The sequence below is a fragment of the Paenibacillus sp. JT31N11 genome, assembly GCF_056269285.1.
On sequence record NZ_JBWDNQ010000003.1, the window covers coordinates 499,869 to 525,307 of the forward strand.

The 25,439-nt window shown below is 51.2% G+C and carries 25 protein-coding genes; 18 read left to right on the top strand and 7 right to left on the bottom strand.

All coding sequences use genetic code 11. From position 1 onward, the window contains the following. Positions 1-2 precede the first annotated feature (2 nt). Positions 3-1,058, bottom strand: coding sequence for an S-methyl-5-thioribose-1-phosphate isomerase (gene mtnA, locus AC0YNV_RS14860; RefSeq protein WP_475768751.1), 1,056 nt, complete (start codon positions 1,056-1,058; stop codon positions 3-5). Between the two features lie 18 nt (positions 1,059-1,076). Continuing rightward, complete coding sequence (gene mtnK, locus AC0YNV_RS14865; RefSeq protein ID WP_475768752.1) at positions 1,077-2,297, bottom strand: S-methyl-5-thioribose kinase; 1,221 nt, start codon at positions 2,295-2,297, stop codon at positions 1,077-1,079. A 316-nt stretch (positions 2,298-2,613) separates the two neighbouring features. Between mtnK and AC0YNV_RS14870 the strand changes: the two genes are divergently transcribed. The 6 genes from AC0YNV_RS14870 to sufB all read left to right on the top strand — a co-directional run bounded on the left by AC0YNV_RS14870 (position 2,614) and on the right by sufB (position 8,538). Then, complete coding sequence (locus tag AC0YNV_RS14870; protein WP_475768753.1) at positions 2,614-3,192, top strand: DUF1802 family protein; 579 nt, start codon at positions 2,614-2,616, stop codon at positions 3,190-3,192. A gap of 163 nt (positions 3,193-3,355) precedes the next feature. Next, complete coding sequence (sufC, locus tag AC0YNV_RS14875) at positions 3,356-4,135, top strand: Fe-S cluster assembly ATPase SufC (RefSeq protein WP_210038497.1); 780 nt, start codon at positions 3,356-3,358, stop codon at positions 4,133-4,135. An 18-nt stretch (positions 4,136-4,153) separates the two neighbouring features. Beyond that, complete coding sequence (gene sufD, locus AC0YNV_RS14880) at positions 4,154-5,461, top strand: Fe-S cluster assembly protein SufD (protein WP_475768754.1); 1,308 nt, start codon at positions 4,154-4,156, stop codon at positions 5,459-5,461. Then, positions 5,458-6,684 carry a cysteine desulfurase gene (locus AC0YNV_RS14885; RefSeq protein ID WP_475768755.1) on the top strand — a complete coding sequence of 409 codons (1,227 nt, stop codon included), beginning with the start codon at positions 5,458-5,460 and terminating at the stop codon, positions 6,682-6,684. Before sufD ends, AC0YNV_RS14885 begins: the two co-directional genes overlap by 4 nt. Further along, positions 6,671-7,099: a Fe-S cluster assembly sulfur transfer protein SufU gene (sufU, locus tag AC0YNV_RS14890; protein ID WP_210038500.1), complete on the top strand. Its 429-nt coding sequence runs from the start codon at positions 6,671-6,673 to the stop codon at positions 7,097-7,099. The genes AC0YNV_RS14885 and sufU overlap by 14 nt, the downstream gene beginning before the upstream one ends. 41 nt (positions 7,100-7,140) lie before the next feature. Further along, entirely contained in the window at positions 7,141-8,538 is a 1,398-nt protein-coding gene (gene sufB / locus AC0YNV_RS14895; RefSeq protein ID WP_210038501.1) for a Fe-S cluster assembly protein SufB, read from the top strand. A 57-nt stretch (positions 8,539-8,595) separates the two neighbouring features. Here the strand turns inward: sufB and AC0YNV_RS14900 are convergent, their stop codons facing one another. From AC0YNV_RS14900 to AC0YNV_RS14910, 3 genes are all read right to left on the bottom strand, one after another. Next, the gene (locus AC0YNV_RS14900) at positions 8,596-9,651 is read right to left on the bottom strand and encodes an HD-GYP domain-containing protein (protein WP_475768756.1); all 1,056 of its coding nucleotides are present in this window, start codon (positions 9,649-9,651) and stop codon (positions 8,596-8,598) included. 171 nt (positions 9,652-9,822) lie between these two features. Continuing rightward, positions 9,823-10,914, bottom strand: a complete 1,092-nt coding sequence (locus AC0YNV_RS14905; RefSeq protein WP_475768757.1) for a ThiF family adenylyltransferase — start codon at positions 10,912-10,914, stop codon at positions 9,823-9,825. A 172-nt stretch (positions 10,915-11,086) separates the two neighbouring features. Beyond that, positions 11,087-11,812 carry a molybdenum cofactor biosynthesis protein gene (locus AC0YNV_RS14910; RefSeq protein WP_475768758.1) on the bottom strand — a complete coding sequence of 242 codons (726 nt, stop codon included), beginning with the start codon at positions 11,810-11,812 and terminating at the stop codon, positions 11,087-11,089. 100 nt (positions 11,813-11,912) lie between these two features. Between AC0YNV_RS14910 and moaA the strand changes: the two genes are divergently transcribed. From moaA to AC0YNV_RS14970, 12 genes are all read left to right on the top strand, one after another. Then, the gene (gene moaA / locus AC0YNV_RS14915) at positions 11,913-12,914 is read left to right on the top strand and encodes a GTP 3',8-cyclase MoaA (protein ID WP_210038505.1); all 1,002 of its coding nucleotides are present in this window, start codon (positions 11,913-11,915) and stop codon (positions 12,912-12,914) included. A 51-nt stretch (positions 12,915-12,965) separates the two neighbouring features. Beyond that, a complete protein-coding gene (locus tag AC0YNV_RS14920) occupies positions 12,966-13,439 on the top strand; it encodes a molybdopterin-dependent oxidoreductase (protein ID WP_475768759.1) in 474 nt (157 codons plus the stop codon). Positions 13,440-13,463: 24 nt separating this feature from the next. Then, complete coding sequence (locus AC0YNV_RS14925; RefSeq protein ID WP_475768760.1) at positions 13,464-14,930, top strand: bifunctional metallophosphatase/5'-nucleotidase; 1,467 nt, start codon at positions 13,464-13,466, stop codon at positions 14,928-14,930. Between the two features lie 37 nt (positions 14,931-14,967). Then, on the top strand, positions 14,968-15,813 hold the full coding sequence (locus AC0YNV_RS14930) for an undecaprenyl-diphosphate phosphatase (RefSeq protein ID WP_475768761.1): 846 nt from the start codon (positions 14,968-14,970) through the stop codon (positions 15,811-15,813). 181 nt (positions 15,814-15,994) lie between these two features. After that, on the top strand, positions 15,995-17,110 hold the full coding sequence (locus AC0YNV_RS14935; RefSeq protein ID WP_475768762.1) for an HD-GYP domain-containing protein: 1,116 nt from the start codon (positions 15,995-15,997) through the stop codon (positions 17,108-17,110). 213 nt (positions 17,111-17,323) lie between these two features. Beyond that, positions 17,324-18,460: a radical SAM/CxCxxxxC motif protein YfkAB gene (gene yfkAB, locus AC0YNV_RS14940; protein WP_475768763.1), complete on the top strand. Its 1,137-nt coding sequence runs from the start codon at positions 17,324-17,326 to the stop codon at positions 18,458-18,460. A 27-nt stretch (positions 18,461-18,487) separates the two neighbouring features. Further along, positions 18,488-19,834, top strand: coding sequence for a hemolysin family protein (locus AC0YNV_RS14945; RefSeq protein WP_475768764.1), 1,347 nt, complete (start codon positions 18,488-18,490; stop codon positions 19,832-19,834). A 337-nt stretch (positions 19,835-20,171) separates the two neighbouring features. Further along, positions 20,172-20,390, top strand: coding sequence for a spore coat associated protein CotJA (locus AC0YNV_RS14950; RefSeq protein ID WP_210038512.1), 219 nt, complete (start codon positions 20,172-20,174; stop codon positions 20,388-20,390). Positions 20,391-20,398: 8 nt separating this feature from the next. Then, on the top strand, positions 20,399-20,659 hold the full coding sequence (locus AC0YNV_RS14955) for a spore coat protein CotJB (protein WP_210038513.1): 261 nt from the start codon (positions 20,399-20,401) through the stop codon (positions 20,657-20,659). Positions 20,660-20,725: 66 nt separating this feature from the next. Further along, positions 20,726-21,295: a manganese catalase family protein gene (locus tag AC0YNV_RS14960; RefSeq protein ID WP_210038514.1), complete on the top strand. Its 570-nt coding sequence runs from the start codon at positions 20,726-20,728 to the stop codon at positions 21,293-21,295. Between the two features lie 247 nt (positions 21,296-21,542). Then, a complete protein-coding gene (locus tag AC0YNV_RS14965; protein WP_475768765.1) occupies positions 21,543-22,700 on the top strand; it encodes a phosphodiester glycosidase family protein in 1,158 nt (385 codons plus the stop codon). An 88-nt stretch (positions 22,701-22,788) separates the two neighbouring features. Next, positions 22,789-23,499 (top strand): HAD family hydrolase, encoded by a 711-nt coding sequence (locus AC0YNV_RS14970; RefSeq protein ID WP_475768766.1) that lies wholly within the window; start codon positions 22,789-22,791, stop codon positions 23,497-23,499. A 78-nt stretch (positions 23,500-23,577) separates the two neighbouring features. On the opposite strand, the gene AC0YNV_RS14975 is transcribed toward AC0YNV_RS14970, so the two are convergent. Both AC0YNV_RS14975 and AC0YNV_RS14980 read right to left on the bottom strand, forming a co-directional pair. After that, positions 23,578-24,720: a YheC/YheD family endospore coat-associated protein gene (locus tag AC0YNV_RS14975; protein WP_475768767.1), complete on the bottom strand. Its 1,143-nt coding sequence runs from the start codon at positions 24,718-24,720 to the stop codon at positions 23,578-23,580. A gap of 11 nt (positions 24,721-24,731) precedes the next feature. Beyond that, positions 24,732-25,277: a GNAT family N-acetyltransferase gene (locus tag AC0YNV_RS14980; RefSeq protein WP_475768768.1), complete on the bottom strand. Its 546-nt coding sequence runs from the start codon at positions 25,275-25,277 to the stop codon at positions 24,732-24,734. Positions 25,278-25,439: the final 162 nt, after the last annotated feature.

Below are 25,439 nucleotides of genomic sequence, written 5' to 3' on the forward strand. Positions count from 1 at the left end.
GCTCATAGCGTATCAAACAGTTTCTTCAAATTGACGTCATACGGAGGTTTAATGACACCTTTCTCCGTAATAATGGCTGTTACATAATCGTGGGGCGTAACATCGAAGGCCGGATTATATACCTTGATGCCTCTTGGGGCGGTACGCTTGCCGAAGCCTTCCGTAATTTCCTCCGCGTCCCTCTCCTCAATGGGAATAAGCTCTCCGCTTGCCGTATTCAAATCAACGGTGGAGAGCGGACAAGCAACATAAAACGGAATATTATGCGCTTTGGCGAGAACCGCAACGCTGTATGTTCCGATCTTGTTGGCAACGTCACCGTTTGCCGCAACGCGGTCGGTTCCGACAATAACGGCATCGATCCAGCCTTTATTCATGATCATGCCGGCCATGTTGTCGCAGATCAGCGTGACGTCGACACCCGCCTGCTGCAGCTCGAAGGCCGTCAGTCTGGCGCCCTGCAGGACAGGCCGCGTTTCATCCGCGAAGACGCGCAGCTTGATGCCTTGTTCCAGCGCAAGATAGAAGGGAGCTAAAGCCGTGCCGTACTTGGCCGTAGCCAGGCTGCCGGCATTGCAGTGGGTGAGAACGCCCATGCCATCCTCAAACAAGCCAAGCGCATGCTCGCCGATCATCCGGCATGTTTCCTCATCCTCGCTTTGAATCGCTTTTGCTTCATCCAGCAGCGCTTCTTTGCAAGCCTCCAGATTAAGCTCAGTTGCTTCGAGCTCTTTGGCCCGTGCCCTCATGCGGTCAAGTGCCCAGAATAAATTGACTGCAGTCGGCCGGGATGTAGCCAGGTGGGCTGATACCTGATTTACCGCATCCAGCCACTGAGCTTTATTTGACTCCGCCCGGCTGCCAAGAAATACGCCGTAGGCGGCGGCTATTCCGATCGCCGGGGCTCCGCGCACCTTGAGATGACGTATGGCTTCCCACACATCCTGGCCGGTTGTGAGCGGCAGATGAACAACCTCCTCAGGCAGCAAGCGCTGGTCCAGCAGATCAAGATGATCTCCCGCCCAGACAACGGATTGAAGTCCTATATAATTTTCCATGAATGATTGTTCCTTTCTTTAGGCCTTTACCGATTCAGCCGCTCTTTGGGCGACCTCAATCAGATCCTCGATAGCGGCTGTTTTACGGTTCTGTTTGACTAGTTCCTTCCCGATCGACAGCGCGAGGCGCTGCGCATGCTCCCTGGCGGCAGGATCGGGTATTTGGTCAATATCTGCTACGTGGGCAAGACCTACAATCCGGCGGACCATCTTGCTTCCTGCATACCCCACCGTATCCTGAAGCAGGCGGTTCATATAATTTTCCTTGTAGCCCGGAGCGGTCATGCTGATCCGGTCAACACCGTTCTTCTCCCACAAGGAGCGGAATTTGGCGTCGAACTTGATCCATATCTCGCGAATGGTTTCAATCAGGTAGGAGCGGTACTCCTGCCGTGCCGTCTCATCGGAATCCCAATGATCGCGTGCGGCAAAATTCAGCAGCAGGTTCGCAATGACAGCTCCGATATCAAAGCCCATTGGCCCGTAATAGGCAAACTCGGGATCGATTACCTGCGTCGAATCCGGCTTGATAAAAATACTTCCGGTATGCAAGTCGCCGTGCAGCAGCGCTTGTGCCTGCGTCAGGAATTTCTCGCGCAGCAGGGCGACCTCAAGATGAAGCTCGCCGTCGTTCCACAGCGCCTCTGCTTCATCGCGGATCGCTTCGTCGAAGCTGTTGGTTTCGGCATCCGTGTAGGGATGATCGAATATGAGATCCTCCGTTATTTTGCACAGCTCCGGATTGATAAACTCGCGAACACGCAGCTTCTTGCTTTGCTGATTCATTCCGAGATCGGATGTGAAGAACAGCGTATTGGCGAGAAAGGTTGAAATATGCTCGGCAAAAAGCGGATATCGTCCGCTCTCGATCAGTCCGCGGCGCATGATCACATGATCGCTGAGATCCTGCATAATTGTCAAAGCAAGCTCAGGGTCGTATTTGTAAACGGTCGGAACGAGTCCCGGAGCCAATTTTCCCTGCTGGATCAGTGCCTCGCTCTCGATCCGGGCACGGTCAAGCGTCAGCGGCCAGGATTCGCCCACCACTTTGGCATAAGGCAGGGCCTGCTTCAGAATCAGGCTTGATCCTTCCTTGGGGTCCGAGATATGAAACACCAGATTCAAATTGCCATCGCCGATTTCCCTGCTGACAAGATGGGCTCCCGGTGTGAAGATACCCTCCAGGTTGCGGGCAATTTCAATAGCTTCCTGTTCGTTCAATGGATGATAAGCAGACATCTCTTGTCCACCTTTCGACTGTGATAATGGAAATGATAGTTTATTATATCGCCGTTGGCCGGCTTAGTAAAACCAATAGAACGATTGGCATCCAAATAAGTATAACGAATATTTTTTCGCGTTGGAATAGCACCTTTGTTATAATAGTAGCAAAAGGTATTGACCCGGGTCGATTTTGCAACCGTTCATGTGAGGAACTACTATATAGAAGACTCACGGTCATCAAGCAACTTCAAGGACATAAGAGTGGATGCAGCCAGCCAGCCTGGCCGGCTGGCAGCAGCGGCGAAGGCAAGAATTTTAGGAGGTGTAAACATTGAACGACATCAATAATCCGCAGCCCGTAGCGCTCAAGGAGTGGGCCGTTGCGGTTAAAGCACTTGCTGAAGGCAGACAGATCATTGTGCTTCGCAAAGGCGGTATCGCTGAGGAAACAAGGGATTTTCAACTCGTCAGCCGCAGATTCTATCTGCTCCCTGCTTACGAGCATCAAAGAGTGGAGCTTCTGAAGGATGATTATCAGGACCGTTTAAAGGATACGCTGAAGGAAGCGAGTCCGGAAAGCGTTCGAATCTCTGTTTGCGCGGAAGTCGTGGAGGATATTGAAATCTACGATATGGAGACTCTGGACAAGATCCGGGAATGCCATATATGGACGGATTCTTTTGCAGAGGAGCGTCTGAAGTGGAAAAAGAAGAAGCCGCTTCATCTGCTTATACTGCGCATCGGCCGGCTCGAGCATCCTGTTGACATCCCAATGCGGGATGCTTACACGGGCTGCAAGTCATGGGTTACTTTGGAGGACGGCCTTCAGGAGAACAATATCTCGCCTGTACTTTCTGATGATGCTTTCCAGGAGCAGGCTTCCCGGATTCATCATTTACTAAATCTTTAAGAACCGGAGCGGTTGGCCCGTGAGGGCGGCATTGTTGATTTATAACGAAACTTAGACTAAAATGATTATTGAGAATCAATGAGAATCATTTTAGAATCATTACAAATGAAGACCATGTTTCTAACAAATATAGGAACATCGAACTTTGGAAGGGGTAGTTTAAATGGCAACACATTTCAAGATCGACGGCTTGAAGGCTGAGATCGAAGGCAAGGAGATACTGAAAGGTATCAACATTGAGATCAAGGGTGGCGAAATTCATGCCATCATGGGACCGAACGGTACAGGAAAAAGTACGCTGGCATCGGCGCTTATGGGGCATCCTAAATATGAAGTAACGGAAGGCGCCGCCACGCTTGATGGTGAGGATCTGCTTGATATGGCCGTAGACGAGCGCGCCCGCGCGGGTCTGTTTCTCGGTATGCAGTATCCAAGCGAAATTACCGGCGTTACCAATTCCGATTTTCTGCGCAGCGCCATCAATGCCCGCAGGGAAGAAGGAAAAGAGATTTCACTGATTCGTTTTATCCGTCTGATGGAAGGCAAGATGAAGGATCTGGAGATGAATCCCGAATTTGCCCATCGTTATTTGAATGAAGGCTTCTCGGGCGGAGAAAAGAAACGGAACGAGATTTTGCAAATGATGCTGATCGAGCCCAAGATTGTCATTCTGGACGAAATTGATTCCGGACTTGATATCGATGCGCTCAAAATCGTAGCCAACGGCGTCAACGCCATGCGCTCCGAGGATCGCGGCTTTCTGATCATCACTCACTATCAACGGCTCCTGAACTATATTACACCGGATTTTGTTCATGTTATGATGCAGGGCCGAATCGTGAAATCAGGCGGACCGGAGCTTGCGGCGCGTTTGGAGAGCGAAGGTTACGATTGGGTCAAAGAAGAACTGGGCATCGTGGACGAAACGGTCGGACAGGTTTAGCGGAGGAGGAAAAGCAATATGAGTACACAACTAACTACTCCGGTGAACCGCCAGTCTGCCGAAGCGTTATCACGAACCAAAGGCGAGCCGGCCTGGCTTGAAGTGCTGCGCATCAAGGGCGCTGAGCTTGCGGAAACGCTGGAATGGCCGAAACCGGAAAAAACGCGTATTGACCGCTGGGAACTGACAGCGCTGGGCAGTTACAAACCGGAGGCTGAGCTTCGCTCGGCAGACGAGCTGCCTGAGTCATTGAAGGAGCTTTCGGGTAATGCTCCGTCAGGACTCGTTGTTCAACGCAACTCAAGCAGCGTGTTCAAGCAGCTTTCTCCTGAGCTTCAGGCAAAAGGAGTTATCTTTACCGACCTGGAGACGGCAGCGCGGGATCACGCCGATCTGGTGCAGAAATATCTGTTCCAGGCCGTAAAGCAGGATGAGAGCAGACTGACTGCCCTGCATTCGGCAATATGGAACGGCGGCGTATTTTTATACGTGCCCAAGAATACAGAAATCGAGCTGCCGCTGCAGGCTTTGTTCTACAGCGACGATGCTGAAGCGACTTTTGCGCCCCATATTCTAATCGTTGCCGATAACAACAGCCGTGTTACTTATGTGGATAATGTGGTTTCTGCCTATACTGCGGAGCAGCAGGCGCTAACCAAGCAGGCCGTAGTCGAGGTGTTTGTAAATCCGGGCGCTCATGTAAGGGTAGCAACGGTTAATCATATGGCTGACAGTATCATCGATCTGACGATACGCCGTGCGATCATTGAGAATGATGCCCGTATTGAATGGGTAATCGGTGATTTGCATGACGGACATATTTTGTCCGATACGCAATCTGTGCTCAAGGGCAATGGCTCTTCATCGGATGCGAAGGTCATCAGTATCGGCAAGAACTCGCAGCAAATGAGCTTGACGACGGGAGCCGTTCATATCGGGCGCAGCTCCGAGAGCAACATGGTTACGAGGGCTGTTATGAAAGACTCATCAAGAGCCATCATCAACGGCATCACGAAGATCGAGAAGGGCGCAACCAAGGCCAATGGCGTACAGACCGAGAAGGTGTTGATGCTCAGTCCCAAAGCCCGCGGCGACGCCAATCCGATTCTGCTGATCGATGAAGATGATGTTAAAGCTGGTCATGCGGCCAGCGTTGGACAAGTAAATCCTGAACAGGTGTACTACCTGATGTCGCGAGGTATCTCAAAAAAGGACGCGGAGCGGCTCATTATTCACGGATTCCTGGCCCCGGTGGTTTCGGAGATTCCGATCGAGGCTGTTCGTGAACAGCTCAAGCGTCTTCTTGAAAGGAAGCTGGAAGGATGAATGTGCAGGCGATTCGGGAACAATTTCCGATCCTGCATCAAGAGGTAAACGGGCACCCGCTCGTATATCTGGACAACGCGGCGTCTTCACAGAAGCCGCGTTCCGTCATTGATGCCATGGTTCGGTATTATGAAATGGACAATGCCAATGTTCACCGCGGCGTTCATACGCTCGGCTCGCGTGCAACAGACGCTTATGAAGGCGCCCGCGAGAAGACGGCGGCATTTCTCCATGCAGCCAGTCCCCAGGAAATCATCTTTACCCGCGGGACGACCACAGCGCTTAATCTTGTTGCCTCCGGTTATGCCCGTACGGCATGCGGCGAAGGCGACGAAATCGTGATAACGCCTATGGAGCATCACTCCAATTTAATACCGTGGCAGCAGGCCGCCAAAGCGACCGGAGCCACGCTGAAATATATTCCACTCCAGCCGGATGGCTCCATTAGATTGGAGGATGCGGAGAAGACGATTACGAGCCGTACCAAGGTTGTTTCTATCTCCCATGTGTCCAATGTGCTGGCAGTCATTAATCCAATTAAAGAAATTGCCGAAATTGCACATCGCAATCATGCTATAATGGTAGTAGACGGCGCGCAAAGTACGCCGCATATGCGGGTGGATGTTCAGGATTTGAATTGTGATTTCTATGCTTTCTCCGGACATAAGATGTGTGGTCCTACGGGAATTGGAGCATTATATGGCAAGAAAGCTCTGCTCGAAGCCATGGAACCGATCGAATTCGGCGGTGAAATGATCGATCACGTTGATTTGTATGAATCGACATGGAAAGAGCTGCCTTACAAGTTTGAAGGAGGAACGCCGATTATCGCCGGAGCTGTCGGGCTTGGCGCGGCAATCGATTTTCTTCAGGAAATTGGCATGGATGCGATCGAGCAGCATGGGCAAAAGCTTTCTGCATATGCGTATGACCGGCTTCGTGCAATGGATGACATAACGATATATGGTCCCGAGAAGAATCGGGCTGGTCTTGTCACCTTTAATCTCGATGAGGTTCATCCGCATGATTTAGCAACTGTGTTGGATACCAAAGGGGTTGCCATCCGTGCCGGACATCATTGCTGCCAGCCGCTTATGCGCTGGTTGAATGTTTCTTCTACGGCCAGAGCAAGCTTTTATTTATACAACACCGAAGAGGACGTTGACCGGTTGATTGACGCCCTCCACCAGACAAAGGAGTTCTTCGGTTATGCAATTGGATGATTTGTATCGCAGAGTCATTATGGATCATTACAAAAATCCGCGCAACCGCGGTACGCTGGATGAAGATGCCGTAACGGTCAACCTGAATAATCCGACCTGCGGTGACCGGATTACGCTGCAGATGGAAATTCAGGACGGGATTGTAAAACAAGCCAAATTCACCGGCGAAGGCTGTTCGATCAGCATGTCGTCCGCTTCTATGATGACCGAAGCGGTCCAAGGCAAATCGCTTGATGAAGCTCTTGCGCTGGCTGAGAAGTTTTCCAGTTTTATCAAGGGTGAACCAACGGAGTTTGATGAGCTTGAAGATATTGAATCGCTGGCGGGCGTGAGCAAATTCCCGGCGCGCATCAAGTGTGCGACACTTTCCTGGAATGCGCTGCGCAAAGGAATTGAGTTGGAGAAACGACAATAAGCGCGCTTTAATGCGCGTTCGAGAGATGGGAGGCCTTTACAATGGCTAAGCAAATGCCCGATTTGGAAGATTATAAATACGGTTTTCGTGATGAGCATAAGGCGATTTTTGAATCCGGTAAAGGTTTGACACCCGAAGTTGTGCGTACAATTTCGGAGATCAAGAACGAACCGGAATGGATGCTGGAATTCCGCTTGAAGTCGCTGGAGCAGTTTAACAAAATGCCGATGCCCCGTTGGGGCGGCAACATGGATGACCTTGATTTCAATGATATCCAGTACTATGTAAGAGCATCGGACAAACAAGGGAAAACGTGGGAGGAAGTTCCGACCGAAATCAAAGAAACCTTTGATAAGCTTGGTATTCCCGAAGCGGAACAGAAATTCCTTGCAGGGGTATCCGCTCAATACGAATCCGAGGTTGTTTACCACAGCATGCAGGAGGATCTGGAGAAGCAGGGTGTTATTTTCACCGATACCGACACCGCGCTTCGTGAATATCCGGAGATTTTCCGCAAATACTTCGGTACGATCATTCCTCCGGCGGATAACAAATTCGCCGCGCTCAACAGTGCAGTATGGTCAGGCGGGAGCTTTATCTATGTTCCAAAGGGTGTGCAATGCGAAGTTCCGCTGCAGGCATACTTCCGTATCAATTCGGAGAACATGGGCCAATTCGAGCGTACTCTCATCGTAGCTGATGAAGGCAGCATGGTTCACTATGTAGAGGGCTGTACGGCTCCAATCTACAGCACGAACTCTCTGCATAGCGCTGTAGTTGAAATTCTTGTTCTCAAGGACGCCCGTGTCCGCTACACGACGATTCAAAACTGGGCGCCGAATATTTATAACCTTGTGACCAAACGTGCCGTTGCCGAAGAAAATGCAACCATGGAATGGGTCGATGGAAATATCGGTTCCAAGCTGACAATGAAATATCCGGCTGTTGTTCTTAAAGGCCGCGGCGCCAAAGGCATGGTCCTCTCCATCGCCGTTGCCGGTAAAGGGCAGCATCAGGATGCCGGCGCCAAGATGACTCATCTGGCACCGGATACCACATCGACAATCGTATCCAAATCGATCAGCAAGCATGGCGGTAAAGTAACCTATCGCGGTTTGGCTTCATTCGGACGCAACTCCGAGGGCTCCAAGGCAAACATCAAATGCGATACGCTCATTCTTGATAATGAATCGACTTCAGACACGATTCCCTATAACGAAATTATGAACGACAACATTACGCTTGAGCATGAAGCAACGGTGTCCAAAGTATCCGAGGATCAGCTCTTCTATCTGATGAGCCGCGGACTGACCGAAGCGGAAGCGACGCAAATGATCGTCATGGGCTTCATCGAGCCGTTCACCAAAGAACTGCCGATGGAATACGCTGTTGAAATGAACCGTCTCATCAAGTTCGAGATGGAAGGCAGCATCGGTTAATCAATTGAAACCAAAAAAGAAGCCGGCATGGTCTGTAAAGACCGTGCCGGCTTCTTTTTACATGAAAACTTGCTTTACTTCAAGGGAGCGGTCTACGGTGAGATCAATAAACTGATCGTTGATCTGGATAAGAGGACGGAAGAATTCGGATGGATGTGTCATCACAATCGTTCCGTATTCGCCGCTCACAAGCTCGATCCGCTTGCCGATGAAGTTGGGTATCATATGTTTGATAAAGGTATGGGTTGTGAAGGGATCCAATTCAGTGAAGCTCATGCGGTACAGATCTTTCAGAACAAACAGCAGATCGCGTTTTTTCTGATAGACGCGAGAAGAAATCATCGCGCTGTAGACATCGGAGACAGCTACGATTTTGGAGACGGGGTGTATTTTATCACCGGAAATGCGGTAGGGATAGCCTGAACCGTCAATACGTTCATGATGCTCAAGCGCTACGATTGCCGGTACAGATTGGCCAAAGGATTTTAAAATAATTTGATTGCCGTAAATGGTGTGCTGTTTGATTTCTTCAAATTCCTGCTCGGTCAGACGATCAGGCTTATTCAGGATTTTTGCCTCAATCCGGGACTTGCCGATATCATGAAGAAATCCGGCTTGGCCGACTTTCACCGCCTGATGCTCATCATAGCCGAGCCAGGAGGACAAATAGTAGGACAGCATGCCCACCTGAACGGAATGCTGGTAAGTGTAATCATCCTTCGTGTTGAGCAGCAGCAGCATGGACACGACATCGCGTTCTGTTTTGAAATTGTCTACAAGCGGCTGAAAGGTCTCGACAACGTCCTCTTCAGCTATTTTTCCATTCTGAAAAGCATCCATAAATAACCGCTCGCAACCGTTTACAACTTCCTGATAGACGGGTTCAACTGTTGGCAGCCACCTGGGGTTGACGCTGGATTCGATCGTTCTTTCCGGTGGATGGTCAGTGATGCGTCTTTCGATCTCGACATAATCAAGCTGGTGCTGGAACAGCCTGGATATTTCCCTGGCGTTCAGCTCGGTCCCTTTGGAAAGCACATTCAGCCCGTAGGAGTTGAACGTATCATGGGTTAACCGATCTCCCTCTTTTAGCTCCGTCAGATGTACTCTCATGCTCCACCTCAAGTAACAGTTGTCCAATCAATTGTTATGTCTATGGTAGCAACAAAAAGTGGAATTGGCAATAACAGCAAATCGAATTATAAAAATTTATATGAATATATGAGCAAATATATAGGTAAATCAGATTATTTTTGATTGCGGGACCGGGAGCAGACTGAATCTTTATATTCCATATATTTCATTGTAAATGCGTTTGGCGACGACAAGGTCCTCTGTCCCTTGAATGAGGGCTCTTCCATCCGGGAACAAAACGGCTGTTATTTGCTCATCCCGCCGATAACGGATGAGAAACGGATTTTGCTCGACCTTACCAGCCTGCCTGAGCCTTGCGGCTAACGCATCCATATTGATTTTGCTGTTTTGTCGCGGCGAAATCTGCATCGTGTTGCGCCCGCACAGCGATACAGCTGCCGATTCCAGCTCATTGTCATCCAGATAGCTGTATTGATGCCGGGAGCAAGCCGGGCAGTCGCTGCGCTTGGATTTGGAGACATTCAGCGGGGTGTAGCGGTGCTGCCACAGATCTGCCTGGAACAAAGTGCCGTGCATGGCCGCAGCATTGCCGCTAAGCCACTTGAGCGCTTCCGCTGCCTGCATGGAAGCGATCAGATCGACGGCCGGGGAAATAACGCCCGCCGTTTCGCACGTGTCTACAGAGCCTGCAGCAGGCGGTACAGGGAACAGACAGCGGAAGCATGGCGTCTGTCCCGGAATGAAGGACATGGTCATGCCGGATGCGCCGACGACTCCTCCGTAGATCCAGGGAATCTCCAGCTTCAAACTGATATCGTTAATCAAATAACGAACGGAGAAATTATCGGATCCGTCTATAATAAGATCGACCCCGTCCAGCATTTCTTCCGCATTTGCGCTTGTCAGATCAAGGATCATCGGTTCGATGCGTACAGAGCTGTTGATGCTTCTCAGCCGCTCAGCCGCCGCGGCCGCCTTGGGCAGCATGCGCTGCACATCCTCTTCTGTGTACAGCATCTGCCGCTGCAGGTTGCTCCATTCCACTACATCGCGGTCAATGATTCGGATTCGGCCAATGCCTGACCGTACAAGATGCTGGGCTGCAACGCTTCCGAGCGCGCCCATGCCGACTACGGCAGCGCTGCTCTCACCGATGCTTCGCTGCCCTTCTGCTCCAATAGGAGCGAAGCGGATCTGTCTGGAGTAGCGGTCAGCATAAGCGGGGGGCTGCTCCGCTGACCTGGAATTGTAATCTGTGCTGTCCTTGTCGTGAAAAGTCATGCGGAGCCTCCTAAAGTTTTTCTGCGCGCTGCCCGCAACAGTTTCCCTGACAAAGCAGAAAAACGGTTTTGGGAATCATGGACTGCGTTTTTTCACTGCGCTGCCGATACAGCATCTCCGACAGAGAGAACAGCTTCATCGGATCCAAAGCTGGTTTTTGGCCGCAGCTGCTTTATAATGGCGGGGCGATGGGATTCCAAGGGCCCTGCTGGTGGCCTTTCCATTCCGAGCCGTCTTCCCATATCTCCCGTTTCCATATCGGCACTATTTCCTTAAGCCGTTCAATGGCGTATCTGCTTGCCTCATAGCAGGTATCCCGATGGGGTGTCGAGATCGCGATGACAACGCTGATCTCGGCAATGGCGACTACACCGATGCGATGCCCGATTGCACAACGCGCGCCCGGCCATCTCTGCGACACTTCATCGCCGATTTGCTGAAGCATTTTGAGAGCCATGGGTATATAAGCCTCATACTCCAAACGGACCGTCCGCTGCCCCTCGGTCCATTCTCTTGTGGTGCCCGTAAACGTCAAGGTGGCGCCATTCTCAGGCGCGATGACTTTAGCCGTGATCGCCTCAACGGACAGCGGCTGCTCCGTGACGGCAAACAAACCATTGTCCGCGACTGCGGCAGGCACCGGCTCTCCGCCGGAGACAGGAGGGAGCAGAGCAAGCTCGTCCGTGCATTTCACAATATCGTCATCAGCGGCATAGGACTGGTTGGAGGCCATGAATGAGGCTGTTATTAACGATTCATGTGCGGGATATCGGGCAATCAGAGCTTGTTTCAACGCAATGACAGGGATTTGGTCTTCATCAAGATGCAGACGGATTGCCGGTTCCGCCAATCGCTCAGCCAGGCCGGCGAACAACTGAATATTCCATAGATTGCTCATGTTTTAACCTCTCGTATCTTCGTTAGTGATCTCTACAGCATACCATAATCATTTGAAAAATGTTATGCTAGAAGCAGCTACATGAAGGGGAGTGCGGACTATGCCGGGGTTAACGGATCGGTTCGAACGTGTTCATGATTATTTGCGAATATCCGTGACGGACCGTTGTAACTTACGCTGTTTATACTGCATGCCGGAAGAAGGCGTTGAATTTGCTCCTTCCTCCGATTTGCTGTCTTATGATCATATAGTTGAGGTTGTTGAGGTGGGCGCGAGCCTCGGTATTTCAAAGCTGCGCATTACAGGAGGCGAGCCGCTTGTGCGTCCGGGCCTGGACGGACTGGTGCGCCGGTTGGCTGCAATTCCCGGTATTCGCGATATATCGCTGACAACCAACGGTGTTCTGCTGGCAGATCAAGCCGGGGCGCTGAGAGAAGCCGGAGTCAACCGGGTAAATATCAGTCTGGATACGCTCGATCCGGCACGGTTTCAGTTTATTGCCAGACGAGGGGATTTGAAAAGGGTCATGGCCGGCATTGAAGCCTCGGCGAAAGTGGGTTTCAGCCCGATAAAGCTCAATTGCGTGCTGCTTAAGGGCGTCAACGAGGATGAGATCGGTGATTTTCTTCAGATGGCTTATGAGCATCCGCTGCATGTCCGTTTTATTGAGTACATGCCGATCGGACACGCCGACGAAAATTGGAAAAACCATTATTTGCCTTTAACGCGTGTTCTGGAAATTGCCCGGGAACGCAAACTTGATATAGAACGCCTGGACTCTATTATCGGGAACGGCCCTTCCGAGGATTATCGCATTGCAGGCGGACTGGGCTCGTTTGGCCTGATTCATCCCGTCAGCGATCACTTCTGCCAAAGATGCAACCGTCTGAGATTGACGGCGGATGGGAGCATTAAGCCCTGCCTGTACTGGGTGGATGAGCTTAGCGTGAAGCCCGCGCTTGGAAATCCGGAGGCGCTGCGTGCCGTATATATGCGGGCGATGGATATCAAGCCGCTTAATCATGAGATGGCAGCCAAGCTGTCTGATGAAGCCCAAAGCCACGAGCCTACCGCAAGGAGAATGTCCCAAATCGGCGGTTAGGATCTCACAATTGCGAAAGTAGAGTACGGACAATAGCTGGAGGAATAATAAATGAGTATTTCCCGTACGATAATGATTGACCATTTCGGACAACCGCTGCGTGAAACATCCCCGGAGCAGATGGCTTTGCTTGCGGGGAATGTTTTTGCCTTGTCGGAGCGTGTGCCGGAAGCAGGGGGAGATGCCTTTGATTTTGCAGCCTGGTATGCCGCCTGGCGCACCTTGCAGGGAATAGGGCAGCAGACTCCGGAGCCCAGTCACCTTAAAGTGGAAGGTGCGGATTCCTTTGAAGCGGTTATTCCTTGGGAACAGCTTGCGGAAGCTGCCGTTCAATATGCGATAGAGGGGCAGCCGCTGCAGAAGGGCGGGCCTATCCGGCTCTATGTTCCAAACGGCTCAAGCGCATGTCTGAACGTAAAAAGCGTGGTCATGTGCCGTTTTCTGCATGAGGAAGCAAGCAGGGGGGAAGTCTCGTATGGATTCAAAAGCACGTTTTCTCCGCAAGATATGCGAATAAAGCGGTAATCCCTTATAACCCGGGAGGCAGGCATGAAAGAAACATCGACTGGTGCGCCTGAAGTCGTTCTGTTGCACAGCAACGACGTTCACAGCCGCTTGGAACTGGCGGCAAAAATGTCCACTTACATTGCAGAAACAAGGCGTACATATGGAAGCGACCACGTGCTCGCTCTGGATATCGGCGATCATATGGACCGCATGAGAATTGAGACGGAGGCCAGTGACGGCCTTGTGAATATAGAGCTTTTGAATGAGGCGGGCTATGAGGCGGTAACTCTCGGAAACAATGAGGGTTTAACCTTTACGCATGAGCAATTGGATGACGCTTACCGCGAACATGCGCGCTTTCAGACGATCTGTGCCAATATGCACCAAAAATCAAGTGGCGAGAGGCCTTCATGGCTGCAGCCTTCCACGATTATCCAAAAAGGACGTCTCCGGATTGGAATTATTGGGGTTACGGCTGCCTTTGCCGATTTTTATGATCTGCTGGACTGGAATGCCGGCGATCCCATTGACGCGGTAGCGGAGCAGGCAGCCGCCCTGAGAGGGCGCGTCGATGTGCTGGTCGTCATGTCGCATCTGGGCTTGGCCTTTGACCGGCAGATGGCGCAGAAAGTCGAAGGTCTCGATTTGATTCTTGGCGGACATACGCATCATCTGCTCGAGGAGCCGGAAGTGATTGGCAGGACCTATATCTGTGCCGCCGGCAAGTTCGGCGATTATATAGGGCGCATTGAGATTGGTCTGGATCCTGTCCTTAAACGTCTATCTTTCCATGTTGAATGCATACCGATGGCCGCATACGAAGAGAAACCCGAAGCCGCCGCCATAATCGGCGGCTTCAAAGCGGCGGGGCAGCGTCGTCTCAGCAGAGTCATTACAAGATTGTCCGAACCGCTGCCGGCAAGAGTCGAGCAGGAATCGCCGCTTTGCAATTTGCTGGCTGCCGGTCTGAGGCGCTGGACGGACTCGGAGATTGGCATCGTCAACACGGGACAGCTTCTGGGCGGACTCGCCGAAGGAGACGTAACGGCGGGTGAGCTGCACGCGCTGTGTCCTTCTCCCATCAACCCCTGCCGGATGAGCTTGGCCGGTCCGGATCTCCTGCGCGCATTGGAACAAGCCCTTCTTGGGGAATTCATCGATAAGCCGATCCGCGGGTTCGGATTCCGGGGCAATGTTCTTGGTACCTTGGCCGTTGACGGTCTCGAAATAAGTTGGGACCCGGAGGCGCCTCCCTATGGCAAGATCCATTCCCTGACGGTAAACGGGCAGGACTTTGACCCTGATCGTGAATACGTGGTAGGGACGATAGACATGTTTACGTTCGGTGTAGGTTATGAGACAATCAAAAACGGCAAGGACATTCAGTACTTTTTGCCCGAGTTCATTCGGGACGTGCTGGCTTTGGAATTGCAGCATACACAAGCTCTCTTGGATTGCAGAAAGAACCGCTGGACCATGACGGGTACAAATCATGGAACGACCGGTTGACAACTGCCAGAGATGAAGGAGGGAGAACCAGGCTTTTATGGGAGATATTATTAATGCTGTTATTTTAGGAATTGTTGAAGGGCTGACTGAATTTTTGCCGGTATCTTCGTCCGGACACATGATTTTGACCAATAAGCTGCTTGGTTACGCCTCGGATAATCAGATGATCGTTACGTTCGAAATCGTCATCCAACTGGCTGCCATTCTGGCAATTGCTCTGATTTACCGCAAGCGTATTGCCAATCTGTTCGGATTGTCCCGGCAGACGGAAAGTCTGGGAAGAATTTCCGCTTACCCCAGAGCAAGACGCAAACTTAATCTTATTCATATCGCACTTGGCATTGTGCCCGCAATGCTGTCCGCATTCTTCCTGAGGGATGTTATCAAGGGTGAAGGATTTAACCAGACCCCTGTCCTCTATGCGCTCGTGGTGGGCGGCGTCTACATGATTATAGCTGAGTGGCTCTCAAGTACGAGACGGATTCGCGTCGTATCGGAGACCATTGACGATATTTCCTATAAGCAGGCGTTTATGATCGGAATTCTGCAATGCTTGTCATTATGGCCGGGCTATTCGCGCTCAGGCTCGACGATTGCCGGCGGGATGCTGGTGGGGACCAGCTACAAGGCTGCTGCCGATTTCTCTTTCCTGATGGCGATTCCAATCATGGCGGTGGCGACAGGCTACGAGCTGCTGGACAATTACAAGTTTATTGAAGGGGACAACCTGCTGTTCTTTATTACCGGATTTATTGTATCCTTCGTGGTGGCATGGCTCGTAATCGTATTGTTCCTGAAGCATATTCAAAAGGTGAAGCTGACTCATTTTGCTATCTACCGGTTTATACTGGCAGCTCTGTTCTGGTTCTTCATTATGCGATAAGCGGGAAAAACAGTTGTTTCTTCCTGCTTGACTTTTATCATTCGATGAAAAAGATGATTTTTTGTCGATAATTGGCGAATCAGTTATTGCTCTTTTTTCCAAAATAACTTACATTAAAATTACGAGGTCGATTGACATGCCCTCATGATTAGGAAAATTGAAGCAAGCAGGGGTCGATCCGATGCGATTATTGCCCATACATCTATGCCGAGCAGGCATGAAACTAGCCAAAAAGATCTACTCAGAGGAAGGTCTCGTCCTGCTTGCCGAGCAAGTCGAGCTGACCGACAAGCTGATATCCAGACTACGGGAATGCGGCATCAACTTTGTTTATATTCATGATCCCAAAACGGCTGATATAGTGGTTCCCGATCTGATCAGCGATGCGACCAGACACCGGGCGCTTCATGAAATCCGGACTAATTTCCGGGCTATGATGGACAAGCCCAATCGCAAATCCGGGGTTACCTACCCATACATAGCGAAGCCCTTCCGGCAGGTTATGAATATGGTGATCGACGATCTCACCAGCCAGAAGGATGCCATGCTGATGCTGATGAACATGGGGATCGTAGACGATTATCTGTTTCAGCATTCGCTTAATGTCTGTGTCTATTCCACGATACTAGGCATTGCCAGCGATTATTCGCGCGACGAATTAATGAACATTGGTCTTGGTGCGATGCTTCATGATATCGGCAAAACCCAAATCAGAACCAATGTATTGAAAAAATCGGGTTCTCTGACCCGTGATGAATACGAGGAAATGAAGCGGCACGCTGAACGCGGGTATTATCTGCTGAAGGATGAGCCGAATATCCCGCTGCTGGTCGCACACTGTGCCTATCAGCACCATGAGAGACTGGATGGCAGCGGCTATCCGAGGGGAATCAAAGGAGATCAAATTCACGAATACGCCAAGTGGATTGGACTCGTGGACTCTTACGATGCTATGACCTCAAACCGCATTTACAAATCTCCGATGCTTCCCCACCAAGCGGTGGAGGCGCTCTATACCGGTACGGGAACGTTGTATGAGCAAAGCATGCTTCAGACGTTCAGGGACAAGGTCGCGATTTACCCTATTGGCGTTACCGTAAAGCTCCAGACCGGTGAGACCGGTGTTGTGGTGGACATTAACGCTTCCTGTCCGCATCGGCCCGTTGTGCGCGTCCTGGAAGACGAACACGGCACGGAGCTGAAGGCGCCGTACGAAGTTGATTTGTCAACCAAGCTGACCATGATGATTACCGGAGTCAATGAGGATCCCCAGCTGGCGGAAGTAACCGGGGCTTAGGACCCGGGAGGGACAATAGCTGGGAAAAAGAGCCGATAGGGCTCTTTTTTTTAACAACTATACCCGCCAGAGGACCGTGAGTTATTTTTTTTCTTATAATTATCCATCTTTCGAAATGACGAAATTTGCTGAATCGTTGTTAATTATTTGCAACAATACGCGGCGAATATTACAATGATGGAAATACGAATGATAAAGTCAGGTGCTGAAACTATGCAAAATGTTATACATACAGATCGTACACAGGGTGTTCGACCCGCTTCGCCTGCGGATGATCCGTGGGATCCGATCGTTTCGCTGCGCCAGTTTGGAAGGCATCGTCTGACAAGCGTGGAGATGACAATTTCCAATCTATGCAATATGCGATGCGAGCATTGCGCGGTGGGGGATACGCTCATTATGGCTGAGCCAGGCAAGCTGCCTCTGGAGATGATGCTGCGCAGGCTGGATGAAATCGAGCATTTGCAGACGATCAGCATTACCGGTGGCGAGCCCACATTTTCCGGCAAAACAGTGAAGGAATATCTGATTCCACTGCTCAAATACGCCCGCAGCAGGGGGATCCGATCGCAAATCAACTCCAACATCACATTGGATTACAGCCGGTACGAGGAGATTGCCCCGTTCCTGGATGTGATGCATATTTCTTTCAATTACACCAACGCCGACGATTTTCACGAAGTCGGTTTTGCCAAAAGCGGTCATCCCGTTGCCCGTGAAACGGCTGCCCGGATGTATGAGCGAATGCTCAGCAATGCAAGCAAATTAAGCAAGGGCGGTCTCTTCGTCTCCGCTGAATCCATGATCAATTTCCGGACGCATGAGAAAATGGCCGAGATTCATCAGCTTATTGTGCAGATGGGCTGCCAGCGTCATGAGGTACATCCGATGTACCCAAGTGCTTTCGCTTCCGATTTACCGGTTATAAATAAAGAGGAGATGCGCAGAGCTATCCTGCACCTGCTGGATCATCGGGATTCTTCCCTGTGGATGCTGTTTGGTACCCTGCCGTTCTTTCACTGCAGTGAGGAGGCCGAGGACCGCAATCTGCTGACAAGACTCGCGGCGGAAACGAACGTAACGGTTCGCAATGATCCGGACGGGCGGAACCGTCTCAACGTGAATCTGTTCACGGGAGATGTATTCGTGACAGATTTCTCTGATGTGCCGGCTTTCGGCAACATCAGCACAGACCGGCTCGATGAATTGTTCGAGCGCTGGCTTGCCCATCCGCTGGCGGGCAGCGTTAACTGCCACTGCCCGGCTGCAGCCTGCTGCGGACCAAATTTACTGGTTAAAGACATGTACTACAGGGAAGTGGATTTTCTGGCTCGAAAAGCTATCCTTTAGATTGGATGAGAGGAGCGGACCACCCTATTGGGACATTTTGACGCAGGCGAGATTGTCTGGAATTTAATTATTGTTTTTGTCCTTGTTTTGTTGAATGGTTTTTTTGTGGCAGCGGAGTTTTCGCTCGTGAAGGTCCGGTTATCCAGACTGACGCAGCTCTCCAATGAGGGGAATAAGCGCGCGAAATATGCCCTTAAGGTGAACAGCAGGCTGGACACATACTTATCGGCAACGCAGCTTGGGATTACCCTTGCTTCTCTTGGACTTGGCTGGGTAGGCGAGCCTGCCATATCCGATCTGATTGTGGAACCGCTGCTTCACGAATTCGGGCTGAGCGATTCAACGGTTATTTCCTCCATATCCGTCGTTATCGGCTTTCTTGTCATTACCTTCCTGCATATTGTGCTTGGCGAGCTTGCGCCCAAGACGCTTGCCATTCAGAAGTCGGAGTCCACTTCCCTGTGGGCATCGATGCCGCTGCTGCTGTTTTATCGTATTTTCCTCCCGGCGATCTGGCTGCTCAACGGCTCCGCCAACCGATTGCTCAGGCTGATTGGCGTGAAACCGGCAAGCGAGCATGATTCGGCCCATACGGAAGAAGAGATCCGTATTCTGATGAATCAAAGCGCGGTCAGCGGCATCATCGACAAGGATGAGCTGAAGTTGTTTGACAATATTTTTGAGTTTTCCGACAGGCTGGCCCGCGAAGTGATGCTGCCTCGCACCGATATGGATTGTCTCTATGCCGATATCGATTTTGCCGAGAATATGAAGACAGTCTATGCGACCAAACATACGCGTTTCCCGGTCTGTGTCGAGGATAAGGACCAGTTGATCGGATTTGTACATATTACGGATTTGCTGACGGCCGATCCGGATGAGGACCATACCCTGCACAAGTTTCTTCGTCCCATCCTGAATGTTCCCGAATCGATGGAAATCAGTCATGTGCTGAAGCTGATGCAGCGCAAGCATTCGCAGCTGGCGATTGTTGTGGATGAATATGGCGGAACGGCGGGCATGCTCACGACTGAACTGATTCTTGAAGAGATCGTCGGGGAGATTCATGACGAGTTCGATACGGAACAGCCAAGTGTTGTGGTCAAGGGGGATGTGACCTCTGTAGATGGCCGGATGCTGATTGAAGATGTGAATGACATGTTTAATCTGGATATCGAGGATGATGATGTGGATTCCATAGGAGGCTGGTTGTTCACCCGTCTTGAAGGCAACCCCGTCAAAGGAAAGAAGGTCGAGCATAAGCACTATGTGTTTGAAGTAGCGGAAAGCGAGCGGCTGAGAGTGCTGCGCGTCAATATTTTTCGTCTACAAAGGGATGAACTGCTGGAGATCGAAGCTCCCGCTGAAGATTGATTCTACTGGACGGCTTATTACTTGGCTGCTCTTCTTATAAGAGCATGGAGATGGCAGCGTGATTGTTGAGTTACAGTCTGCGCCGCCATGAATGAAAAGCAATCTGCATTGTAAATGCAGATTGCTTTTTTTGCGTTTTCACTCTCATGGAGGCAATCAACAAGGCGGATGGATATGAAAGAAATGGACAACTTATGCAAATTTTTGGTGAAAAAACAGAATTAATCTTCCTGAATGAGAACAAAATCTGGGCTCTTGTCATATGCTTACTAAAGGAATGCCTGAAAAATGGGCTCTCGAAGGACGAATCCGAAGGCAGAAAGAAGGAGGAGCCAAGGTGAATTTGAAGCAAACCCGAGAATGGTATCCGTTTGTCGGCCCGTTTGATCCCTGTCCCCCAAAATATGTGAAAACCTATGTCGTGCCCCCTAATCAGTATTTTACCTACCAGCCTATGAATTTACCGCAATTTTCATTGTCCGAGGCATTGAAGGTGGGAACGCTGTGGCCTGCTTTCTTCAGTCCCTATGAATCCAGATGCGGGAAGGGGGCCTAGCAGAAGCCATGAATAAACCGGATGAGAATTATTACCGCAAGCTGCTCGAGCTTCAGCAGCTGGATTTTGCTCTGGTCGAATTAACACTTTATTTGGATACCCATCCCAATGATATGCAGATTTTGCAGCAGTTTAACCAGCTTGTCCAGCAGAGGCAGCACTGCGCCCATGAGTTTGAGATGCAGTATGGGCCTTTGCTCCAGTTTGGCCACAGTTATTCCAAATATCCATGGCAATGGATTGAGACTCCATGGCCATGGCAGGTGTGATCCATCTCGCCCATTGCGTGTAAAAGCACCTCAAAAGCGTTTAACCGGTCAGGAGGGATGTGTGGTATGTGGATTTATGATAAAAAGCTCCAATACCCGGTGCGGGTCAGTAAATGCGACCCGAGGGTGGCGAAATATCTTGTCGAGCAATATGGGGGCGCAGATGGGGAGTTGTCGGCAGCGCTGCGATACTTAAATCAAAGGTATACGATACCGGATAAGGTAGTCGGATTATTAACGGACATAGGAACCGAGGAATTTGCCCATCTGGAAATGATTGCCACAATGATCTATAAGCTCACGAAGGATGCTACTCCTGCGCAGCTGGAGGCAGCGGGGTTAGGGGAGCATTTTGCCAATCATGACAGCGCGCTGTTCTATAACAATGCATCGGGGGTGCCTTGGACTGCTGCCTATATTGCTGCCAAGGGTGATCCCCTTGCGGATTTGTATGAGGATATCGCAGCTGAGGAGAAGGCCAGGGCTACTTATCAATGGATTATCGATATGACTGACGATGTGGATCTGCAGGACAGCCTGAAGTTCCTGAGAGAACGGGAAATCATTCATTCTTTGCGCTTCAGGGAAGCGGTGGAAATCATCAAGATGGACAGGGATACGAAGAAGGTCTATTAAGTTTAATAAGACCAGGCTGCGCGCACTGAAAAGTTTTGCAACCGGAGAATCCTGCCCACTTGGGCCGGGTTCTTTTTGCGATGGTCAAGGGGGTCGATAGATGACTGCTGACGCCTGCATTATCGAGATCGAATGCTGTTGAATACCACTGTTATTGGCATGTGAAGTCGATGATCGAAACTTTTGCCTCTCCCGCTTCGTCAAGTATGAAGCGCGGCAACAGCAGAAAAGAGGCGATCAAACGCAAATGGATACGAAGATTTCAACTTCAAGAGCGTCATCGAATAGAAAAACATCACCCACGCGCTCTGCTGCACCTTCGCGAAAGCGTGCCAGGAAGCGTAAATCCCGTTTTGCGCGGATAGCGGGATATTTGCTGCTAACTGCGTTTCTGGCAGGGATCACCGGACTTGGCTGGATGTTCTTCACAGAATCGGGCAATAATTTTCGCTACTTGGTAGCAGACACGTTAATCACTACGCAGCATCGGCAATGGGCCAAATATATAATCGGACAGAAGGCGCTGGATCAGAGAGTTCAGGAATACCAGAACCGGTTTAATCAAATGGGAGAGGAACGCGACAGCCACACTATTCAGCTTCCGGCAGGCACAGGGGATCAATCCGGACAGGTGGAGCAGAAACCGCTGGTTCAAATTGAAACCATTTCCGGTCCGAGCTACAAAGGGTATTTGATGATCGTAAATGATCCCACCAAAATCCGTCTCGGCCTACCGGAAAAGGCCGGCAAGGGGGAGAAAGTATCCAGCATGGTGAAGCGGACCGGGGCAATCGCCGGTGTGAACGGCGGCGGATTTGCCGATCCCAACTGGCAAGGAAACGGATTCCAGCCGATCGGGCTTGTGATTTCGCAGGGGAAGGTGTACTACGAGGATTTGGGCGGCAAGAAATCGACGCAGATCGTCGGCATTGACGGCAAGGGCAAGATGATAGCCGGCAAATATTCGCTTGCTGAAATTCAATCCATGGGAGTCAAAGAAGCCGTTACGTTCCAGCCGCGGATCATCGTCAATGGCAAGGGCTTGATCAAGAATGCCAAGGACGGCTGGGGAATCGCGCCGCGCACGGCGATGGGGCAGCGTGCGGACGGAGCCATAATGTTTGTCGTGATTGACGGAAGGCAGCCCGGCCACAGCATTGGCGCGAATCTGTACGATGTGCAGCAAATTATGCTGAAGCATGGCGCGGTCATAGCCGCAAATTTGGACGGAGGCTCCTCGACAGTGCTCGTGAAGGACAATCAAATCCTGAACAAGCCTTCCTCCGAGCATGGCGAGCGGTATCTGCCGACGGCATTTCTGGTCTTTGATCACCCCGAGCAGGTAGATATCCCTAATATTTGGAATGGATTAGGACCAGAGGATATCGACCCGGCCAAGTGGTAGACCGGCAAGGACAAGTTGGTTTCGAGCTTGCACGATTCTGCTCTTTTCCATTATCATTATGGGAGACTTGGAAGGAGAGCGAAGGAACTTGCCAAACGAAAGCAGATTGATGAAGCCGCAGGCGCTTATATTTGATATGGATGGTACTTTGTTCGAGACGGACACGCTGCTTCTGGGCGTTCATGAACGGATTTTCCAGACTTTGCGGGAGGAAGGGTTGTTCCACGAGTCCACGCCTCCGGTGGAGCGGCTGCTTGGCTGTCTGGGAATGCTGCTGGAGGATATATGGAAATCGGTTATGCCGGGCAGCTCGGAAGCGGCCAGAAAACGTGCGGATGTGCTGCTGCTGCAGTATGAAGTGGAAGGTCTGGAAGCAGGCGAGGGTTTACTCTATCCGCATGTGGAGACCACCTTGCGGCAGCTGAAGGCCAATGGATACAAGCTGTTTGTTGCCAGCAATGGGCTTGAACGGTATGTCAGGGAAATTGTCCGGCTAAAATCGCTAACTGAGCTGTTCGACGGCTTGTACAGTGCTGGCGAATATCAGACGTCAACGAAGGTTGATCTGGTTGCCCGCCTTATGGAGGATCATGGTCTTGATTATGCCTGGATGATTGGCGACCGCTCCTCCGATGTGGAAGCGGGCAGAGGCAACGGGCTGGGAGTGGTTGGCTGCGCTTATGCCGTGTACGGCCGCCAGGAGGAGCTGAGCGGGGCGGATGCGCTGATCGGAGATTTCCGCCAGCTGCTGGAGCTCGTAGGCAATGCGGAATCCCGTACCGCCGAAGCGGGGGCCTAGAAGCGGGAGCGATACGTTCTGACTCTGGTGGTATGGTGTGATACAATCAAAAGCTCAAAGAAAATCCCGGAACTGTTATCAGGTTCCGGGATTTTCTGGTTGATAGGTCGAATTGTCCTTCCGCCGCTTTTTCTGTTCATGCAGCCATACCGCATACTCCAGAGGTCTGGTAATCGCGCGGCGGTATGTTTCCCGTTCTCCGGCCTGCAGGAATACTTCTCTGGCGGGTTTGGGATTCACCTCCAGGAGCCAGATTTGTCCCTTCCTGTCAATGGCCAGATCAAGCGCGAGCTCGCATAATCTGCCGTAGGATTCCTCCAGAAACGCCGCCATCTGTACGCCCAGCTCACCGGTTTTGTCGGTAATCTGCTGGATGGTCTCCTCATTTTGGATCCACTGCTTCAGCAGCTTCTGCATGGTAATGGCATGCCCGCCTCCATGCAGATTGGAGGTGATGCTGCGGGATGCCCCGATTCTCCCGGCACAGCCAGTGACTTCCCAGTTCCCGCTGCTATTCTTCTGCACGAGCATCCGGTAGTCATGAACCCGCCCATTCGGCAGCTTCAGCTGTATGCCCTGCTGGACCAGATAACGGTTCCCCTTCAGATTCCACCCGGCAAGCCTGCTGTGCAAACCGGAGAGAGGTACACGCTGTGGAGTGATGATACGCCGCGATTGATCACGGCCTTGAATGAGATAAGTTCCTCCCTGCTGCTTCTCAATGCGCAGAATCCCGCGTCCGCCGGTGCCGTTGACAGGCTTTAAATAAATCAGCGGATATTTATTGACCATTTCCGTCAGATCGCCAGGGTTTTCATATAAGCGGGTAAGCGGCAGATGGGGCCGGAAGCATTCCTCCATGCGCATGGTCTTGTATACCGTCCATTTGTTGCGCAGCACCCGGTTGAGGAAGGTCAGGTGGCCATACTGCTTGCGGAACCGGCCCAACTGTTCGAATCTGTGGCTTTTCTGGATGCGGCATCTGTCATAAATCATATGGGGAAATGAACGCCATTTGCGGGTCCAGGTTTTTTTGCCGGGATCGAATATATGCGCAAAAATCCGGTTCTGCTTGTAATTGACATCCTGCGGTGTAAAGACGAACACATCCAGATCCAGCTGACGGCCTGCGGCCGTCATTCTCTGATAGACAGCTTTTTCTTCAAGCAATCCATTCTCGTTCAAATAAAGCGTTAATATGCCAAGCACGGGCTGGCCCATGCGGACTCCTCCTAGCATTCGAATCGAAGCGTTGGTTTGCCGGTTGGACCTGTAAAAAGTTCGACAGCCTTCATTCCGGCATGAAAACACATTTGCATACTTGCGGGATTGTCAGCGGCAACGCTGCACATAAGACCGCCAAAGTGGCCGCGCAGCTCTGACAGCAGAGCACTTCCGATCCGGCGGCCGCGATGACCGGGATGAACGACCACCAGGCAAGCCCGCTTGCCGGCATCTGCAGCAAAAGCGACGGCGGCCAGTTTACCGCCCTCCAGGGCGATGGCTACAGCCGCAGGCGGCGCATCTGCACTCAAATGCGCCGCTTTAGCTGACAAAGCCTCAGCAGGGGCTGCAGGGCCCATACTGCTCCCGGCGGTGTACATCATCCCGTCAGAATCGCTGTAATCAAACTTGAGTGCAGCAGGACCGGATGCAGACAGGGATAGGCGGCGTTCAAGCCCTGCCAGGGATTCGGCAGGGAGTCTTCGCAGCTCGCTCAGGCCTGCGGCAGACAGCCGATTGCCGCCGAAGCGGGAGGCGAAGTCGATAATTTTCATCCTGACTCTGCCCCATTCATCAGGCGAAAGCCGTTTGATTTGTATGATTTGCACCTCCTAAAAGTTTTCCGGAGGAAAACTTGCTTCGAAAGCATAAGCTTAAGTTTTCCGGAGGAAAACTTGCTTCGAAAGCATAAGCTTAAGTTTTCCGGAGGAAAACTT

Coding starts and splice junctions, on each gene's coding strand:
- mtnA (WP_475768751.1), bottom strand. CDS start 1,058: ATGGAAAATTATATAGGACTTCAATCCGTTGTCTGGGCGGGAGATCAT.
- mtnK (WP_475768752.1), bottom strand. CDS start 2,297: ATGTCTGCTTATCATCCATTGAACGAACAGGAAGCTATTGAAATTGCC.
- sufC (WP_210038497.1), top strand. CDS start 3,356: ATGGCAACACATTTCAAGATCGACGGCTTGAAGGCTGAGATCGAAGGC.
- sufD (WP_475768754.1), top strand. CDS start 4,154: ATGAGTACACAACTAACTACTCCGGTGAACCGCCAGTCTGCCGAAGCG.
- AC0YNV_RS14885 (WP_475768755.1), top strand. CDS start 5,458: ATGAATGTGCAGGCGATTCGGGAACAATTTCCGATCCTGCATCAAGAG.
- sufU (WP_210038500.1), top strand. CDS start 6,671: ATGCAATTGGATGATTTGTATCGCAGAGTCATTATGGATCATTACAAA.
- sufB (WP_210038501.1), top strand. CDS start 7,141: ATGGCTAAGCAAATGCCCGATTTGGAAGATTATAAATACGGTTTTCGT.
- AC0YNV_RS14900 (WP_475768756.1), bottom strand. CDS start 9,651: ATGAGAGTACATCTGACGGAGCTAAAAGAGGGAGATCGGTTAACCCAT.
- AC0YNV_RS14905 (WP_475768757.1), bottom strand. CDS start 10,914: ATGACTTTTCACGACAAGGACAGCACAGATTACAATTCCAGGTCAGCG.
- AC0YNV_RS14910 (WP_475768758.1), bottom strand. CDS start 11,812: ATGAGCAATCTATGGAATATTCAGTTGTTCGCCGGCCTGGCTGAGCGA.
- moaA (WP_210038505.1), top strand. CDS start 11,913: ATGCCGGGGTTAACGGATCGGTTCGAACGTGTTCATGATTATTTGCGA.
- AC0YNV_RS14920 (WP_475768759.1), top strand. CDS start 12,966: ATGAGTATTTCCCGTACGATAATGATTGACCATTTCGGACAACCGCTG.
- AC0YNV_RS14925 (WP_475768760.1), top strand. CDS start 13,464: ATGAAAGAAACATCGACTGGTGCGCCTGAAGTCGTTCTGTTGCACAGC.
- AC0YNV_RS14930 (WP_475768761.1), top strand. CDS start 14,968: ATGGGAGATATTATTAATGCTGTTATTTTAGGAATTGTTGAAGGGCTG.
- AC0YNV_RS14935 (WP_475768762.1), top strand. CDS start 15,995: ATGCGATTATTGCCCATACATCTATGCCGAGCAGGCATGAAACTAGCC.
- yfkAB (WP_475768763.1), top strand. CDS start 17,324: ATGCAAAATGTTATACATACAGATCGTACACAGGGTGTTCGACCCGCT.
- AC0YNV_RS14955 (WP_210038513.1), top strand. CDS start 20,399: ATGAATAAACCGGATGAGAATTATTACCGCAAGCTGCTCGAGCTTCAG.
- AC0YNV_RS14960 (WP_210038514.1), top strand. CDS start 20,726: ATGTGGATTTATGATAAAAAGCTCCAATACCCGGTGCGGGTCAGTAAA.
- AC0YNV_RS14965 (WP_475768765.1), top strand. CDS start 21,543: ATGGATACGAAGATTTCAACTTCAAGAGCGTCATCGAATAGAAAAACA.
- AC0YNV_RS14975 (WP_475768767.1), bottom strand. CDS start 24,720: ATGGGCCAGCCCGTGCTTGGCATATTAACGCTTTATTTGAACGAGAAT.
- AC0YNV_RS14980 (WP_475768768.1), bottom strand. CDS start 25,277: ATGAAAATTATCGACTTCGCCTCCCGCTTCGGCGGCAATCGGCTGTCT.